The sequence below is a fragment of the Streptomyces sp. NBC_00554 genome (assembly GCF_041431135.1).
Lineage (GTDB): Bacteria > Actinomycetota > Actinomycetes > Streptomycetales > Streptomycetaceae > Streptomyces.
Genome location: NZ_CP107799.1, coordinates 7,246,673 through 7,263,193 on the forward strand (window position 1 = coordinate 7,246,673; position 16,521 = coordinate 7,263,193).

Genomic DNA, 16,521 nt, shown 5'->3' on the forward strand with positions numbered 1-16,521 from the left:
GGCGCATCCGCGGGTCCCACCGCGGCGCGCTTTCCAGGTGACATCCGGTCGTCACTACAACCAAGAAACCTTCTTGGTAGGTTTGTGTCAAGGTAGGTGGTGAGCTTTTCCTCGAATCGCTCGAATCGAGGGAACGAACCCGAAGGAGTGAGCCGTGGCCGAGGTTGATCTCAAGGGGACCGTCACCGTGGTGACCGGGGCTTCGAGCGGGATAGGCGCCGCCGTGGCGCGCGTCCTGGCGGCGCGGGGCTCGGCCGTCGCGCTGGTGGCCCGGCGCGAGGACCGGCTCGCCGCGCTGGCTGCGGAGCTGACGGCGGCGGGAGGGCAGGCGCTGTCGGTGCCGGCCGATGTGACCGACGCGGAACAGGCCCGCGCGGCGGTGGAGTGCGCTGTGGAGGCGTGGGGGCGGCTCGACATCCTCGTCAACAACGCGGGCGTGCCCCAGCGGGGCCCGCTGATGGATTCTTCGCCCGCGGAGTTCGAGCGCGTGGTGGGGGTGAATCTGCTCGGCAGCCTGTACTGCGCGCATGCCGCCCTGCCGCACCTGGTCGACGCGGCCGCGGGCGAGCCCCGTCGGGTCGCCGACCTGGTCAATGTCAGCTCGGTGGCGGGGCGCGTCGTGCGCAAGACCACGGGCGTGTACAACGCGAGCAAGTACGGGCTCAACGCGTACACCGAGGCGCTGCGCCAGGAGGTGGCGGGCCGCCGGGTCCGTGTCTCGGTCCTTGAGCCCTCCGCGGTGGAAACCGAGCTGTTCCCGCCGCGGGTCCGACAGGAATTCGCCGGCAGGACAGGCGCCTATGAACGCCTGAGCGCCATGGATGTCGCCGACGCCGTCGAGTACGTCGTGACGCGCCCCGCGCATGCCGCCGTGAGCGAACTGCTCATCCGTCCCAGCGAGTCGGAGCGCTGAAGGACTCCTGAAGGAGCCTTGCAGACGCCTTGGAGGAATCCTGAAAGCCTTGATTCAACCTACCTAGTAGGTTAGCTTTCTTGTTGGATGGGCCATCGAGGTCCCCGGGCCATGGAGGTTCGGGGGGCGAGGTCCAGGAACCCCCTTGGGAGTGTCATGTCCGTGCCTCATACCCCCGCGAAGCTCTACCGCGGCCGGGTGGCCGACCAGATCGTCGAGGACCTCCGCGAGCAGATCCTCACCGGTGCCCTGCCGGACGGCGCGCGGCTGCCCTCCGAACGGGAGCTGGCCGCGTCGTACGACGTCAGCGCCCCCACCATCCGCGAGGCGATCCGCGTACTGACCGCGATGGGTCTGGTCACCACCCGCAACGGCAGCCGGGCGACGGTCAACGCGCAGGGCGACACCCTGCTCGCCATGTCCATCGCCTCCGTCGTCCAGTTCGAGAAGGTCGGCGCCCGTGAGGTCCTTGGCCTGCTCAGCGTGCTCAACGCGTACGCCGCCGAACTCGCCGCCGAGCACGCCTCCGACGAAGAGATCGCCCGACTCCGGGAGGCCGCCGAGGGCACTGTGGTGGCCGAGGACGTCGAACGCTCCGCCGCAGCGCTCCAGCACTTCTTCGCCACCCTCTCCGACATCTCCCACAACCCGCTCCTGGCGGCACTGTCCCGGTTCATCACCGAGGTCCAGGTCGGGCTGGCCGTCAAGCTGTCCGGCGGCAAGGGCGGGGACTGGGGACAGGTCGCGGGCGCCCTCCAGTCGGAGCGGCTGAGGATCGTGGACGCCGTCGCCGGCCGCGATCCCGCCGTCGCCGCCGCCACGGTCCGCGAATACCACCGGCACGTGGTCGAACGGATCATCTCCGTCCGCAAGGGAGGGGAGGCCGCCGCATCCGAGGCCGGTGTCACCGAGGCCCTGATCGCGTGGCTGCGAGCTAACGTCGGGCTGGGCGGCCAGGTCGCGAACCGAAGGAGCACCTTGTCGTGACGCGAGCAGTGGAGACGAGCGCGGAGGCGACCGTGCTCGAGACCAGGGCTGTCGGGACAAGTGCCGTTGGAGTAGCGGCTGTTGGGGTGAGCGCACCCGCAACCCGCACCGTCCGCGACGCCGCCTTCGACGTGCTGCGTCTGCACGGGCTGACCACCCTCTTCGCCAATCCGGGCTCGACGGAGGTGTCCCTGCTCGCCGACCTGCCCGCGGACCTGGAGTTCGTACTCGCCCTGCACGAGGGCTCGGTGGTGGGCGCGGCCACCGGCTGGGCGCTGGCGCGCGAGGAGCCGGCGCTGGTGCTGCTGCACACGACGGCGGGCCTCGGCAACGCGGTGGGCGCGCTGGCCACCGCCCGCGTCAACCGGGCACCCCTGGTGGTCCTCGTGGGCCAGCAGGACCGCAGACACCTCGCCCAGGAGCCGTTCCTCGCCGGGCAGTTGCACGGCCTGGCCGGGGACTACCCGGTCCGGGTGGAGTCGCCGGTACGCGCCCAGGACGTGCCCGGCGCCATCGGCCGGGCCGTGCACGCCGCCCGCGAGGGGAGGGGGCCCGCGCTGGTCCTCGTACCCATGAACGACTGGGCGGAGCCGGCCGAGGATCTGCCGGTTCCCGCACCCGCCGTGCTGCGCCGGGCGGCGTCGGCGGACGCGTCGGTCGTCGCCGAGGTCGCCGCGCTGCTGGCCGGGGCCACCGCGCCGGCCCTCGTCGTCGGAGCGGGCGCGGACAACGACGGGACCTGGACCGCGCTCAGCTCCCTCGCCGAGCGGCTCGACTGCCCGGTGTGGCAGGAGCCCTTCGGGGCACGGGCCGGATTCCCGCAGGACCACCGGCTGTTCGCCGGGCACCTGCCCGCCGACCGCCCGAGACTGCGCGCCGCGCTCGCCCCGTACGACCTGGTGCTCTGCGTGGGCGCGCCGTTCCTGCGCCAATACCCGTATACGTCGGGGGAGTTGACCGGCGCCCGGGTGGTCGTCGTCACCGAGGACCCGGCCGAGGCGCACCGCGCCCCCGCCGAACTCGCGGTGGTCGCCGCGCTGCCGGACTTCTGCGACCGGCTCGCCCGCCGCACCCCGCCCCGGCCGCCGACGTCGGAGCCGGCCTCGCGTACTCCGCACCCCGAACCCCCGGCCCCCGGGGAGCAGTTGAGCCCCGCCCACGTACTGGCGGCGCTCGCGCGGCGCCTGCCCGCGGACACCGTGATCGTGGAGGAGACCCCCTTCTCCCGCCCCGACCTGCACGCGCTGCTGCCCGCCCGGCGGCCGCTCGGCTTCCTCAGCGCCGCCATGGGCGGACTCGGCTTCGCGATGCCGGCCGCGATCGGGGTGCGCATGGGGCAGCCGCGCCGCCCGGTGGTCGCCGTCGTCGGTGACGGGTCCTCGCTGTACCAGGTCCAGTCCCTGTGGACCGCCGCCCACTACGGCGTCGGCGCCGTCTTCGTCGTCCTCGCCAACGGCCGCTACGCGGTGATGGACCGGCTCGCGGAGCAGCAGGGCGGCAAGCCGCCGTGGCCCGCCTTCGAGGAGGTCGACGTGGCAGGGCTCGCCGAGTCCCTCGGCTGCCCGGTCCGTCGGATCGACAGCTACCCGGACCTGTGCGAGACGCTCGACGCGCTCTGCCCCACCCTGGCCGACCGCACGGAACCCCTCGTCCTCGAGGTCGCGGTCTCCGCGGACGGCGAGTTCAGGCCCTGACGTCCGCCGCCGCTCCGGGAGTTCGCGCCGGGCCGAGTGAGCGTTCCTCGACGCCGGACAGGTGGGTGGTGAACACCTCGCGGGCGTCCGGGGCCAGGGTGCGCAGGGCGACCAGGGCGGTGATCGCGACGTCGCAGAGTTCGGACCGGACGTCGTCCCATGTGTGGCTCGTGCCCTTGCGGGGGTTCTGGCCGGTCGCGCCGATCACCGCCTGCGCGACCTCGCCGACCTCCTCGGAGAGTTTCAGCATGCGCAGGAGGAGCAACTCGCGTCCGGTGTGCGCCTGGTTGGCGTCCAGCCAGGCGTGCAGCCGGTCGATCGTGTCCCAGACGTCGTACTCGTCAGCGCGGTTGTCAGCCATGGGAGCAGCCTCCCATCCCCGGGACGGCGGCCGGACACCTGCTCGTCGACCACGAGTCGGGTGCCGCGGGGTACCTACTCGTCCAGTTGCTGGCTGAACGCCTCCTCGTCGAACAGCGACTCCTGCTCGCCCTCCGCGATCTTCCGCACCCGCTGGTTCCGCGCCCCCACGACCACCGCCGTGACCGCCGCCGTCACGCCCAGCGCCGTCGGCACCATCCAGCCGCGGTTCACCGCGTGCCCCAGCACATGGTCGAGGGAGAGCCGGCCGGGGCCGGTCACGGCGAGGCCCGCCGCCGTCAGGCCGAGGCTCGCGGCGTACTCGTAGCCGCCGCCGTGCGCGAAGAACCCGTTCGGCGCATGCACCGCCGCCGCGCCTGCCATCGCGCCGGCCGCCGCCGCCCCGGCGGCGGGTGTCGCGAGGCCCAGTGCCAGCAGCACGCCGCCGCCAGCCTCGGAGAGGCCCGCCGCCGTCGCGCTCGCCTTTCCCGGCGCGTAGCCCATGGACTCCATGGCCGCCCCGGTGTCTTCGAGCCCGCCCCCGCCGAACCAGCCGAACAGCTTCTGCGCCCCGTGCGCGGCCAGCACCCCGCCCGTGCCCAGACGGAGCAGCAGCAGCCCCAGATCGCGTCGGTCGAAACAGGTCACGGTGACTCCCGGAACGGACGGAGTGAACAGACGGAGTGGAGAGACTCAAGTAAGCGGACGAAGTGAACGGACGGACTGAAGGGACTTCCACCGTCGCACCGATCACCCCACCCCACGCGCCCGCGCGGCCGTTCGGGTGGCGGGCCCGGGGGAGCGGTGTGACTCTGTCTGGCATGACGATTCAGGTAGCCAAACTCAGCGACCCGGCCGTCCGGGCGTTCGTCACCGCTGTGAACGCCCACGACCTCGACGCCTTCCAAGCCCTCCTCGCCCCCGGCGCCACCATGTCCGACGACGGCTCCGACCGTGACCTCGCCGACTGGACCGACCGGGAGATCTTCTCCTCCCACGGCCACATGGACGTCGACAACGAGTCCAACGGCGGCCGCTCCCTCATCGCCCACTACAGCAATGACACCTGGGGCGAGATGAAGACGAAGTGGAGCTTCACGGTCGACGACGGTGGCAAGATCTCCCGCTTCGAAACGGGCCAGGCCTGAAGCACCGCCCACCGTAAAGGCCTTGCCTTCGCGTGCACTCCAACTCCTAGCGTCCAGAGGCATGGAGAACACCGAGCACACCAACGGGACCAGGACACTGGGCCGCAGCGGCATCGAAGTGAGCGCCCTCGGCTTCGGCTGCTGGGCGATCGGCGGCGAGTGGGCGACCTCCGACGGGCAGCCCCTGGGCTGGGGCAAGGTCGACGACGAGGAGTCCGTACGGGCCGTACGCCGCGCCCTCGACCTCGGCGTGACGTTCTTCGACACCGCCGACGCGTACGGCACCGGGCACAGCGAGCGGGTCCTCGCACGCGCCCTGGCCAAGCGCCGCTCCGACGTGGTCGTCGCCACCAAGTGGGGCAACGTCATCGACGAGGAGCGCCGCGTCGCCCTCGGCAGCGACGACTCCCCGGCCTACGCCCGCCGCGCGCTGACCGCCTCACTGCGCCGCCTGGACACCGACTACATCGATCTGTACCAGCTGCACATCTCCGACGCCGACCCGGATCGTGCGGCCCAACTCCGCGACACCTGCGAGGAGTTCGTACGGGAAGGGCTCATCCGCGCCTACGCCTGGAGCACCGACGACCCCGAGCGTGCGGCCGTCTTCGCGGCGGGCGAGCACTGTGCGGCCGTACAGCACCGCCTGAACATCCTCCAGGACGCGCCCGAACTCCTGGCGTTCTGCGAGGAGTCGGACCTCGCGAGCATCAACCGCAGTCCCCTCGCGATGGGTCTGCTGACCGGGAAGCACGCGGCGGGGCGCGCCCTCGAAGCGGGGGACATCCGCAACGCGCCGCCCGCCTGGCTGCCGGGCTTCACCGAGAGCAGTGGCGCCGACCCGGAGTGGCTCGGCAGGGTCGACGCACTCAGGGACATCCTCACCAGCAACGGCCGTACGCTCGCGCAGGGCGCGCTGGCCTGGCTGTGGGCGCGCAGCCCGCGCACCGTCCCGATCCCGGGGTTCCGCTCGGTCGCCCAGGCCGAGGAGAACGCGGGCGCGATCGCCGAAGGGCCGCTCACCGCCGAGCAGTTGACCGAGGTCGACCGCGTTCTGGGACGGTGAGCGGCCCGAAGGTCCGCCGTAGGACTACTGGGCGAACTGCTGAGGAGCGGGGGCGCGGCGCACCGTGCCACCGTTCTGCTCCTTCAACGTGATCTGCCCCTTCTTGATGGTCGCGAGGCGGGGCGCGCGGCGGGCGATGGACGAGTCGTGGGTGACCATGATGAAGGTCAGCCCGTACTCGTGCCACAGGCCTTCGAGCAGGCCCATGATGTCGTCGCGGGTGCCCTCGTCGAGGTTGCCGGTCGGCTCGTCGGCGAGGAGCACCTTCGGCTTCTTGACCAGGGCGCGCGCGATGGCGACACGCTGCTGCTGACCGCCGGACAGCTCGGCCGGCGCGTGCGTGAGGCGGTCGCCGAGGGCGACGGAGGCCAGTGCCTCGGCGGCCCGCTCGCGCCGCTCCTTGGGCTTCACACCGAGCGGTACGAGCGCCGTCTCGACGTTCTCCTGCGCGGTCAGCGTCGGGATGAGGTTGAACGACTGGAAGATGATGCCGATCTTCTCGGCGCGCAGCCGGGTCAGCTTGGCCTCGCTGATCTCGGCGAGGTTCACGCCGTCCAGCTCGACGCTGCCGGAGGAGGGGCGGTCGAGACCGCCGATCATCTGGAGCAGCGTCGACTTGCCGCCGCCCGTGGGGCCCTGGATGACGAGCTGGTCGCCGTCCTCGATGGTGAGGTCGATGCCACGCAGCGCCTCCACGGTCTCCTTGCCCCGCGTGTAGCGCTTGGTGACGCCAGTGAGCTTGTACATGAGTTCTCCGAAGATGAAGCAGGTGAAGAAGGAAAGGGGGGTGGGGCGCCGCGACCCGGGGGGAACGGACGCGGCGCCCCAGCTCGGGGGAGGTGGCCCGAGGGCGGGTTACTGGACGCTGCGCAGCGCGTCCGCCGGGCGCATCCGGGAGGCACGCCAGCCGCCCATCGCACCGGCGATCAGACCGCCCGCGATGGCCAGGCCCGCCGCGAGCGCGATGGTGGTCAGCGAGACCGGAGCGGAGAGCGCGATGTCCATGGTGCTGGACGCCGCCTGCTGGCCGGGGCCACCGCCGCCGGCCATGCGACCGCCGCCGCCACCCGCGCTCGCCGTGGAACCGAGCTCCGCGGTCAGCGTCGGGCTGATCGCCGTCACCGTGTACGCCGCGGCGAGGCCGATGCCGATGCCGAGCGCGCCGCCGATCAGACCGTTCACGATGGACTCGCCGACGACCTGCCGGGTGACCTTGCGGGACGGCCAGCCGAGCGCCTTGAGGGTGCCGAACTCACGCACCCGGCGGGAGACGGCGGAGGAGGTGAGCAGCGCCGCCACCAGGAACGCGGCGATGAGCACCGCGATGGACAGCCACTTGCCCACGCTGGTCGCGAGGTTGGAGGCGGTGGACAGCGAACCCGAGACGGTGTCCGCGAGGTCGGCGGAGGTGGTGACCGTCGTACCCGAGATGTTCTTCTGGATGGTCGCCTTGACCGTGTCGATCTGCTTCGAGTCGGTCGCCGTGACGTAGATCGTGGTGACCTGGTCGGCCGAGTCGGCCAGCGTCTGCGCCTGCTTCAGCGGCAGGTAGACGTCGGTGGTCGACTCGCTGCTGTCGGGAGTCGCGATGCCGATGATGTCGTACTTGGTGTCGGAGATCGTGATCGTCTTGGCGATCGTGAGCTCGTTCTCCTTGGCGTACGAGGCGCTGACCACCGCGACCTTCGAGTTGGTCTGCGCGGTCGTGAAGGTCTTGCCCGTGGTGATCTTCGATGTGGCGAGCGGGCCGAGGTCCTGGTTGGTGACGTCGACGCCCGCGACGGTGTACGAGTTGACGTCGAAGTTGGCGCCGCCGCCCTGCACGCGCGGCTGGCCGGTGGACTGGCCGCCGCCCGGGCCGCCCTGCTGCGAGTCGGAACCGGAGGTCGAGGACTCCGCCGTGCCCTGGGTGAAGGAACCGTCGACCTTGGTGACGTTCAGGCTCAGCGCGCCGACCGCGCTCGCCACGCCCGTCTGCTTGGCGACGTCGGTGACGAGCGAGGCCTTCAGCGCCTGCCCGCCCTGCGTCATCACGCGGTCCGAGCTCTGGGTGTCGTCGCTGTCGGAGCCCGCGTCGAACTCGAACCGGGGCCTGCCCGACTCGCTGTCCGTGGGTGCTGCCTGGGCCTTGGTGACGGTCATGTCGGTGCCGAGCCCGTACAGCGACTTCAGGACCTTGTCCTGGGCCTGTGTCATGCCGGCCGACACCGAGTTGACGGTGATGACCAGCGCAATACCGAGCGCCAGACCCAGGGCGATGACCAGGGCCGCCTTCTTGCGCCGGCTCAGCTCACGCTTGAGATAGATGCCAAACATCCCGTTCCTCAAAGGTTCTTGGCGCCCGCTGTGGGCGCGGCCACAAGCTATGGAGAAACCTTTGAGTCGGGCTGAGTAAGTGATGTGTAAGGGCTGAGAAAGTGAGGCCCGTCATAAATGTTCCATCAGACAGCTGATTCCTAAGCTCCCTAGGGCTTAATGCCAGGTAGTGACTGTTGAGTGGGTTCTTGGTGAAGAACAGCGGGCCCGCCCGGTGCGTATCTCCCGGTGGGACGGTGGATGGGCGTACGGGGCGGGTCCGTGCCTTTTCCGCATGGGCCCGCGCTCTTTTCACATGGCGCCGCGTGCCGCCGCTGCCGGGTTCCCACCCGCTGCCTTTGCGGTTTCTTTGGAAGTGCAGTGGATTTTCTTTGTCACCCCGCCGTCGGGTGTCACAGACTGCCTTTGTACGGTCCCGGGATGCGTGATTCCACCCGGCTCTCCCGTCGTGCCGCCCTCGGCCTTGCCGCGGCCGCCGTCCCGCTGGCCGCCGCCGCCCCCGCCTCGGCGGCCACCACGATCGGCGGTGAGCGGCTCGCCCGCACCGGCGTCCAGGTGAGCGGCGCCTCGGGCCTGCCCAGGGGCCTCACCGCCCGCTCCTGGCTCGTCGCGGACCACGACAGCGGCGAGGTGCTCGCCTCGTACAACGCGCACCGGCGCCTCGCGCCCGCGTCCACCCTGAAGATGCTGTTCGCGGACACGGTCCTCGAGAAGTTCGAGCGGACCGAGAAGCACAAGGTGACCGCCGCCGACCTGGCGGGGATTCCCTCGGGCTCCAGCCTCGTCGGCATCCAGGCCGGAACCACGTACACCGTCGAGGAGTTGTGGCTCGGCGTCTTCCTGCGCTCCGGCAACGACGCGGTGCACGTGCTCAGTCACATGAACGGCGGTCTCGACGAGACGGTCGCGCAGATGCAGGCCAGGGCCGAGGATCTGCAGGCCCTGGACACCAAGGTGGTCAGCCCCGACGGCTTCGACCACGAGGGCCAGCTGTCCTCCGCGTACGACCTGACCCTCTTCGCCCGGCACGGCCTCGCCGACACCGACTTCCGCGCCTACTGCTCGACGAAGACCGCCGACTTCCCGGCCGGCGGCAAGAAGACCTTCCAGATCCAGAACACCGACCGCCTGCTGACGGGCGCGGACGGCGTGGCGGCGTACGACGGCCTGATCGGTGTCAAGAACGGTTACACGAGCAACGCGGGCAACACCTTCACCGGCGCGGCGACCCGCGACGGGCGGACCCTCCTCGTCACGGTGCTGCACCCGGAGAGCGGCGGCAGCGGCGTCTACGAGGAGACGGCCGCGCTGCTCGACTGGGGGTTCGGGAAAGGGGCCGGCGCCAAGTCCGTGGGCACGCTGGTCGAACCGCTCAGCGAGGGGGGCGGCGCGAGCGTGACGCCCACACGGAAGGGGGCGGCCGGTGCTTCCGCTTCCAGCAAGGCGGAGCAGTCCTCGTGGGGGATGGCCGGAGGGGCCGGGGGAGCCGTCGTGCTGCTCGCGGGCGCGCTCGCCGTGCGCAGTCGCAGCCGTGGACGCGGTTCCGGGGGCGGCAGTCATCGCCGCTGACGGACGCGGAGGGTTCCTTTGTGGTGCAGCCGTCCGCGGACCGGTGCATACCCCGCGGTCCCGCGCGAGGTCCGCCCCCATCCCGGGCCGCGGACGGCTGCTCCTCCCCCCTCGGTATGGTCCGTGGTGTGCACCGTGGCCGTACCGAAGTCTCGTGCTCCAAGTGTGAAGCTCTGATGGAGGAGATGTTGAGCATAAGCCCGCTACCGGGCTTTATGGTCCGGAGGTTCAGCTTCCGTTTGTGCAAGTTGAGGAGTTGACGAGGCGGGTGCGGGACGAGGGGTGGACTTTTCAGCCGCGTCCCACGTACGGCATCGCCGTCGCGAGGACCGTCGCGAACTGCACGTTCGCCTCCAGGGGCAGCTCCGCCATGTGCCGCACCGTGCGCGCCACATCGGCCACGTCCATCACCGGTTCGACCGCCGTCTCCCCGTTCGCCTGGAGGGTTCCGGTTCGCATGCGCTCGGTCATGTCGGTCGCCGCGTTGCCGATGTCGATCTGACCGCAGGCGATCCGGTACGGACGCCCGTCCAGGGACAGCGACTTGGTCAGGCCGGTCAGCGCGTGCTTGGTCGCCGTGTACGCGATGGAGTGCGGGCGGGGCGTGTGCGCGGAGATCGAACCGTTGTTGATGATCCGGCCGCCCTGCGGGTCCTGCTCCTTCATCCGCCGGTACGCCGCCTGCGCACAGAGGAACGCGCCGTTGAGGTTGGTGTCCACGACGTGCCGCCAGGCCTCGAACGGCAGCTCTTCGAACGGGACGCCGCCGGGGCCGAACGTGCCGGCGTTGTTGAAGAGCAGGTCGAGCCGCCCGAAGCGGTCGTGTACGGCCGCGAAGAGGGCGTCGACGTCATCGGGGCGCGAGACATCGGTCCGTACGGCGATCGTGGGCCCCTCGGGGGCGAGGGCGGCCGTCTCCTCCAGGGTCTGGGGCCGGCGTCCGGCGAGCGCCACCGACCAGCCGGTGCGCAGCAGTTCCACCGCCACCGCGCGGCCGATGCCGGAGCCCGCCCCGGTCACCACCGCGATCTTCGTTTGCATGGCATTCATGGCCCCGCAGCGTACGTGAGGCTTCCGGTGGGGTCCGCCTTGCGGAACTCATCAGTCCGCCATCTGGCTGTTGTGTACGCGCCAATCCCACGTTGACCCCGGCCACTCCAATGACAGGCACCACAACTGTCAGGGGAGGGCCAAGATGACACCCGCAGCCCACAAGCATCCGTCTCCGCACGCCCCCGAACTCCGCGCCGTCGCCCGTCACATCGGGCGCCGCCGCTTCCTCACCGCCACCGGCGCGGCCGCCGCGCTCGCCTTCGCCGTCAACCTGCCGACCGCAGGCGTGGCGAGCGCCGCCGAACTCGACGCGGCGAAGATCACCGAAGACCCCTTCACGCTCGGCGTCGCCTCGGGCGACCCGCAGCCCGGCTCCGTCCTCCTGTGGACGCGACTCGCCCCCGTGCCGTACCAGGCCGACGGCGGGCTGCCCGCCGAACGCGTCACCGTGCACTGGGAGTTGGCCCACGACGACCGGTTCCGCCGGATCGTCAGGCGCGGCACGGCCACCGCACACCCCGAGTTCGACCACACCGTGCACGTCGAGGTCGGCCACCTCGCCGCCGACCGGGTCTTCTACTACCGCTTCAAGGCGGGCAGTTGGATCAGCGAGACCGGCCGCACCCGCACAGTGCCCGCCACCCACGCCCAGGTGTCCGGCCTCAAGTTCGCCGCCGTCTCCTGCCAGGCCTACACCGACGGCTACTTCACCGCGTACGGCCATCTCGCCGAGGACGACGTCGACGTGGTCTTCCACCTCGGCGACTACCTGTACGAGTACGCGGTCAACTCCGTCGGCGGCTACCGCAATTACACCGACCGGGTGCTCCCCGACCTCTTCAACCACGAGACCGTGAACCTGGAGGACTACCGCCTGCGGTACGCCCTCTATAAGTCCGACCCCGATCTGCGCGCCGCGCACGCCGCGCACCCCTTCGTCGTCACCTGGGACGACCACGAGACCGAGAACAACTACGCCGACGACATCCCCGAGAACGACGTACCGCCGGAGGAGTTCCTGCTGCGCCGCGCCGCCGCGTACCGCGCGTACTGGGAGAACCAGCCGCTGCGCCGCCCGCAGCAGCCGGAAGGGCCCGACATGCAGCTGTACCGGCGGCTGCGCTGGGGCCGGCTCGCCCAGTTCGACATCCTCGACACCCGGCAGTACCGCTCCGACCAGGCGTACGGCGACGGCCTCGACCTGCCGGGCCCCGAGATCGACGACCCGGCGCGCACGATGACCGGCGAGACGCAGGAGCGGTGGCTGCTCGACGGCTGGCGCGGCTCACGGGCCCTGTGGAACGTCGTCCCGCAGCAGGTGAACTTCGCGCAGCGCAAGCTCGACCTCACGAACCCGGCACGGCTGTCGATGGACTCCTGGGACGGCTACCGGGCCTCGCGCCGCCGGATCCTCGACGGGGCCAAGTCCGCCGGGATCGAGAACCTGATGGTCCTCACCGGCGACGTGCACGTCGCGTACGCCTACGACATCAAGGACGACTTCGACGACCCCGCTTCCAGCACCCTCGGCACGGAGATCGTCGCCACGTCGATCTCGAGCGGCCGCGACGGCGCCGACAAGCCCTCGACCTGGGACACGTACACGGGAGCCAACCCGCACATGAAGCTCTACAACGGGCGGCGCGGCTATGTGACGGTCGAGCTGGGGCGGGAGCTTGCGCGGGCCGACTTCAAGACGGTGACGGCCGTGACCACGCCGGGTGCTCCGATCACGACGGCGGCTTCGTTCGTGACGGAGGTGGGCGACCAGGGGCTGAAGCCGGCCTGAGGTCCTGCTAGGACCTGTCCTAGTCGGTCTCGCTGGGATAGCGGACGCCGATGCGGTCCCGGATCGTGTCGAGCGTCCGCATCACGGCGAGGGTGCCGTCGAGGGGGACGAGCGGGGACTCGGTCTCGCCGGCGCGCAGGGCTCGCATGACCTCGGCGGCCTCGTGCCTGAGGCTGTTGCGGGGTCCGTGCGTCGGCTCGGCCGTGAACTCCTCCGGGTCGCGGCCGTCGCGGTGCAGGACGAAACGGTCCGCGAAGAAGAAGCCGTCGGGGATGTCGATGCGGCCCGCGGAGCCGGTGACCGAGGCGGCGACGGGGGTGCCGCCGTGAATGGAGCAGTGCACCGAAGCGAGAGCACCGCTCTCCCAAGAGAGCAGTGCACCCGTCTGGAGATCAACGCCCTCGTCGGAGAGCACCGCTCTCGCGGCGATGTCCGAGGGCTCCCCGAGCAGCAGCTGCGCGAACGACACCGGGTAGACACCGAGATCGAGAAGCGCGCCGCCACCCTGCGCCGGGTCACGCAACCGGTGCGAGGGCGGGAAGGGCCCTGCCAGCCCGAAGTCGGCCTGCACGGTGCGCACGTCACCGATCACACCGTCGTCGACGAGCGCCTTGAGCCGCCGGATGACGGGATTGCAGTACATCCACATGGCCTCCATCAGGAACCGGTCGTGCCGCCGCGCGAGCGCGACCAGCTCCTCCGCCTCGCCCGAGTTCAGCGTGAACGCCTTCTCGCACAGCACATGGCGCCCCGCCTCCAGACACATCCCGGCCGCGGCCCGGTGCGCCGAGTGCGGAGTGGCGACGTACACGATGTCGACGTCCGCGTCCTCGGCGAGCGACGCCCAGTCCCCGTACGCCTTCGGTATCCCGAACCGTTCCGCGAACGCCTTCGCCGAGGCGTCCGTCCGCGAGGCCACGGCCACCACCTCGGCGTCCGCCATGTCCACCAGGTCCGCCGTGAACGCCGCAGCGATCCCGCCCGTCGCCAGAATCCCCCACCGCACGCGATCCACTGCCATCCCCGGTCCCTCGCTCTGTGACCTCTGTGACCCCGAACACTCTGTTCGAACTGAGAGCATAGGTGGCGGATTACTCGGAGAGGGAGGGGCACATGCCCGAGCGTGGCCGTACCACGCGGGACCAGGAGAGCCCGGAGGGCGACATAGCGAAGACGGCGGTAGCCGTACCGCCGGGCGTACGGGACACCGCCGCCCTCCGCCGCACCGGACTCCTCGTCACCCTGATCCTCGGCGGGCTCGCCGCCACGCCCCCGCTCGCGATGGACATGTACCTCCCGGCGCTGCCGGAGGTCACGAACTCCCTGCACGCCCCCGCCGCGACCGTGCAGCTCACCCTCACCGCCTGCCTCGCGGGCATGGCGTTCGGACAGCTGGTCGTCGGCCCGATGAGCGACAAGTGGGGGCGGCGCAGGCCACTGCTCGTGGGCCTGCTCGGCTACATCGTCGCCACCGCCCTCTGCGCCGTCGCCCCGAACATCGAAACCCTCGTCGCCTTCCGCCTGGCCCAGGGCCTCGCGGGCGCGGCCGGAATCGTCATCGCGCGGGCGGTCGTACGCGATCTGCACGACGGCATGGCGATGGCCCGCTTCTTCTCCACGCTCATGCTGATCTCCGGCGTCGCCCCGATCATCGCGCCGCTCATCGGCGGCCAGGTCCTGCGCGTCACCGACTGGCGGGGCGTGTTCGTGGTCCTCACGGTGGTCGGCATCGCGCTCACCGCGGTCGTCTGGTTCCGGCTGCCCGAGACCCTCCCGCCCGGTGAGCGGCACAGCGGCGGCGTGGGCGAGGCGCTGCGCGCGATGCGCGGACTGCTCGCCGACCGGATCTTCGCGGGCTACATGCTCACCGGCGGGTTCACCTTCGCCGCGTTGTTCGCGTACATCTCCGCCTCGCCCTTCGTGATCCAGGAGATCTACGGCGCCTCCCCGCAGACCTTCAGCCTGCTCTTCGGCGTCAACTCCGTCGGCCTGGTGATCGTCGGCCAGATCAACGGCAAGATCCTGGTCGGCCGGGTCGGTCTCGACAAGGTTCTCGCCGTCGGCCTCGCGGTCATCGCGCTCGCCGCGACCGCGCTGCTGCTGATGTCCACCGGCGTCCTCGGCGAGGCCGGGCTCGTTCCGGTCGCCGCCGCGCTGTTCGTGCTGATGTCCGCGATGGGCGTGGCCCTGCCCAACACCCAGGCACTCGCGCTGATGCGCGTCCGGCACGCCGCGGGTTCCGCTTCCGCGCTCCTGGGCACCTCCTCCTTCCTCGTCGGCGCGATCGCCTCACCCCTCGTCGGCATCGCCGGGGAGCGCACCGCCGTCCCGATGGCCGTCGTCCAACTGGCCGCAGTACTGGTGGCGGCCGCCTGCTTCGTGGGACTGTGCCGTCCCTGGCAGGGAAGACGCACATCGGACGGAAAGGCGGCGGACAGCTGAGCGCACCGAGACTGCGCATCGACTCACCGGAACGGGCCGGGCTCGACCCCGGAGAACTGAAGCATCTCGTACGGGAGGTCCACGCCCTCACGGGCGGGGCGGACCCCTGGGCCGCGGGCGCCGTGCTGGTCGCCGGGCGCGGCCCGGTCATCGCCGTCGAAGAGGCCGCGGGGTGGGCGGTCCGCTACGCCTCCTACGACCAGGAGACGGACACGGGGGTCGAACTGCCGCCCGGGGCACGGGTTCCCATGACCGCCCACACCCCCTTCGACCTCGCCTCCCTCACCAAGCTGTTCACGGCGGTCGCCGCGGTGCAGCAGCTGGAGCGGGGCACGCTCGGCATCGACGCGCGGGTCGGCGCGTATCTGCCGGACTTCCGGGCGGCCGCCGAACACGGCATCACCGTACGGCAGTTGCTCACCCACACCTCCGGGCTGCGGCCCGAACTCCCGCTGTACGACTGCCCGGACGACCGGGCGCGGCTCACCATGCTCCGTGCGGAGGCGCCGGTGTCGGAGCCGGGGGAGTACGTCTACTCGGACGTGAATCTGCTCCTCCTCCAGTACGTCCTTGAGCGCACCACCGGGCGAGCCCTTGACGTCCTCGTGCGTGACGGGATCACCCGGCCGCTCGGGATGACGGCCACCCGCTTCGGGCCGTGTCCGGGGGCCGCGGCGACGGAGGATCAGCGGTGGCCGTGGGCCAAGGCCGACCGGGGCATGCTCCGTGGTGTCGTCCACGACGAGAACGCCTGGGCCCTCGGGGGTGTGGCCGGTCATGCCGGCCTCTTCTCCACGGGCCGCGACCTCGCCGTCTTCTGCCGCACCCTCCTCGCGGGCGGCTCCTACGGCCCCGCCCGCATCCTCGGCCCCGACTTCGTCGAACTCATGCTCACCCCGCCCGGTCTCGGCTTCGCCCTCGACCAGGCCTGGTTCATGGGCGGGCTCGCGGGGCGCGGTGCGGCGGGGCACACGGGGTTCACGGGGACGTCGCTGGTGCTGGATCCGGCGACGGACACGTTCGTGGTGCTGCTGGCGAATACGGTGCATCCGCGGCGCCGGGCCGCCGACAACGCGCCAAGGGCGGCGGTGGGGACTCGGGTGGCTCGGGCGGTGCGGGGGACTTGAGGGGTTTTTCGCCCCCTCCGCCCCTTCCCGTCCCGTTCCTGGGGGCTGCCGCCCCCA

Annotated in this window: 15 protein-coding genes; 9 read left to right on the top strand and 6 right to left on the bottom strand. The window is 71.1% G+C overall.

Annotated elements, in window-relative coordinates:
• Positions 1-154: 154 nt before the first annotated feature.
• The 3 genes from OG266_RS31920 to OG266_RS31930 all read left to right on the top strand — a co-directional run bounded on the left by OG266_RS31920 (position 155) and on the right by OG266_RS31930 (position 3,594).
• Entirely contained in the window at positions 155-913 is a 759-nt protein-coding gene (locus OG266_RS31920; RefSeq protein WP_371549911.1) for an SDR family NAD(P)-dependent oxidoreductase, read from the top strand.
• 156 nt (positions 914-1,069) lie between these two features.
• Positions 1,070-1,900, top strand: coding sequence for a FadR/GntR family transcriptional regulator (locus OG266_RS31925; protein WP_371549913.1), 831 nt, complete (start codon positions 1,070-1,072; stop codon positions 1,898-1,900).
• Between the two features lie 86 nt (positions 1,901-1,986).
• A complete protein-coding gene (locus OG266_RS31930; protein WP_371549914.1) occupies positions 1,987-3,594 on the top strand; it encodes a thiamine pyrophosphate-dependent enzyme in 1,608 nt (535 codons plus the stop codon).
• Here OG266_RS31930 and OG266_RS31935 read toward each other — a convergent pair.
• Both OG266_RS31935 and OG266_RS31940 read right to left on the bottom strand, forming a co-directional pair.
• Positions 3,584-3,955: a MazG-like family protein gene (locus OG266_RS31935; RefSeq protein WP_371549916.1), complete on the bottom strand. Its 372-nt coding sequence runs from the start codon at positions 3,953-3,955 to the stop codon at positions 3,584-3,586. The two genes, OG266_RS31930 and OG266_RS31935, sit on opposite strands and share 11 nt — an antisense overlap.
• A 74-nt stretch (positions 3,956-4,029) precedes the next feature.
• Positions 4,030-4,602 (bottom strand): DoxX family protein, encoded by a 573-nt coding sequence (locus OG266_RS31940; RefSeq protein WP_266464608.1) that lies wholly within the window; start codon positions 4,600-4,602, stop codon positions 4,030-4,032.
• Positions 4,603-4,775: 173 nt separating this feature from the next.
• Here OG266_RS31940 and OG266_RS31945 point away from each other — a divergent pair, with 173 nt between their 5' ends.
• Both OG266_RS31945 and OG266_RS31950 read left to right on the top strand, forming a co-directional pair.
• A complete protein-coding gene (locus tag OG266_RS31945) occupies positions 4,776-5,102 on the top strand; it encodes a nuclear transport factor 2 family protein (RefSeq protein WP_266464612.1) in 327 nt (108 codons plus the stop codon).
• Between the two features lie 61 nt (positions 5,103-5,163).
• Positions 5,164-6,168, top strand: coding sequence for an aldo/keto reductase (locus OG266_RS31950; protein ID WP_371549919.1), 1,005 nt, complete (start codon positions 5,164-5,166; stop codon positions 6,166-6,168).
• Between the two features lie 24 nt (positions 6,169-6,192).
• Here the strand turns inward: OG266_RS31950 and OG266_RS31955 are convergent, their stop codons facing one another.
• Complete coding sequence (locus tag OG266_RS31955; RefSeq protein ID WP_266464618.1) at positions 6,193-6,915, bottom strand: ABC transporter ATP-binding protein; 723 nt, start codon at positions 6,913-6,915, stop codon at positions 6,193-6,195.
• Between the two features lie 108 nt (positions 6,916-7,023).
• Positions 7,024-8,484: an ABC transporter permease gene (locus tag OG266_RS31960; RefSeq protein ID WP_371549921.1), complete on the bottom strand. Its 1,461-nt coding sequence runs from the start codon at positions 8,482-8,484 to the stop codon at positions 7,024-7,026.
• Positions 8,485-8,904: 420 nt separating this feature from the next.
• Between OG266_RS31960 and OG266_RS31965 the strand changes: the two genes are divergently transcribed.
• Positions 8,905-10,053 carry a D-alanyl-D-alanine carboxypeptidase family protein gene (locus OG266_RS31965; protein WP_371549923.1) on the top strand — a complete coding sequence of 383 codons (1,149 nt, stop codon included), beginning with the start codon at positions 8,905-8,907 and terminating at the stop codon, positions 10,051-10,053.
• A gap of 291 nt (positions 10,054-10,344) precedes the next feature.
• Here the strand turns inward: OG266_RS31965 and OG266_RS31970 are convergent, their stop codons facing one another.
• Entirely contained in the window at positions 10,345-11,103 is a 759-nt protein-coding gene (locus OG266_RS31970; protein ID WP_371549925.1) for an SDR family oxidoreductase, read from the bottom strand.
• A 145-nt stretch (positions 11,104-11,248) separates the two neighbouring features.
• Here OG266_RS31970 and OG266_RS31975 point away from each other — a divergent pair, with 145 nt between their 5' ends.
• Positions 11,249-12,895, top strand: a complete 1,647-nt coding sequence (locus OG266_RS31975) for an alkaline phosphatase (RefSeq protein WP_371549926.1) — start codon at positions 11,249-11,251, stop codon at positions 12,893-12,895.
• 19 nt (positions 12,896-12,914) lie between these two features.
• On the opposite strand, the gene OG266_RS31980 is transcribed toward OG266_RS31975, so the two are convergent.
• On the bottom strand, positions 12,915-13,916 hold the full coding sequence (locus OG266_RS31980; protein ID WP_371549927.1) for a Gfo/Idh/MocA family protein: 1,002 nt from the start codon (positions 13,914-13,916) through the stop codon (positions 12,915-12,917).
• A gap of 92 nt (positions 13,917-14,008) precedes the next feature.
• Here OG266_RS31980 and OG266_RS31985 point away from each other — a divergent pair, with 92 nt between their 5' ends.
• Together OG266_RS31985 and OG266_RS31990 are read left to right on the top strand one after the other, a co-directional pair.
• Complete coding sequence (locus OG266_RS31985; RefSeq protein WP_371549928.1) at positions 14,009-15,337, top strand: multidrug effflux MFS transporter; 1,329 nt, start codon at positions 14,009-14,011, stop codon at positions 15,335-15,337.
• On the top strand, positions 15,292-16,464 hold the full coding sequence (locus OG266_RS31990) for a serine hydrolase domain-containing protein (RefSeq protein ID WP_371553031.1): 1,173 nt from the start codon (positions 15,292-15,294) through the stop codon (positions 16,462-16,464). Before OG266_RS31985 ends, OG266_RS31990 begins: the two co-directional genes overlap by 46 nt.
• The last annotated feature ends 57 nt before the right edge of the window (positions 16,465-16,521 follow it).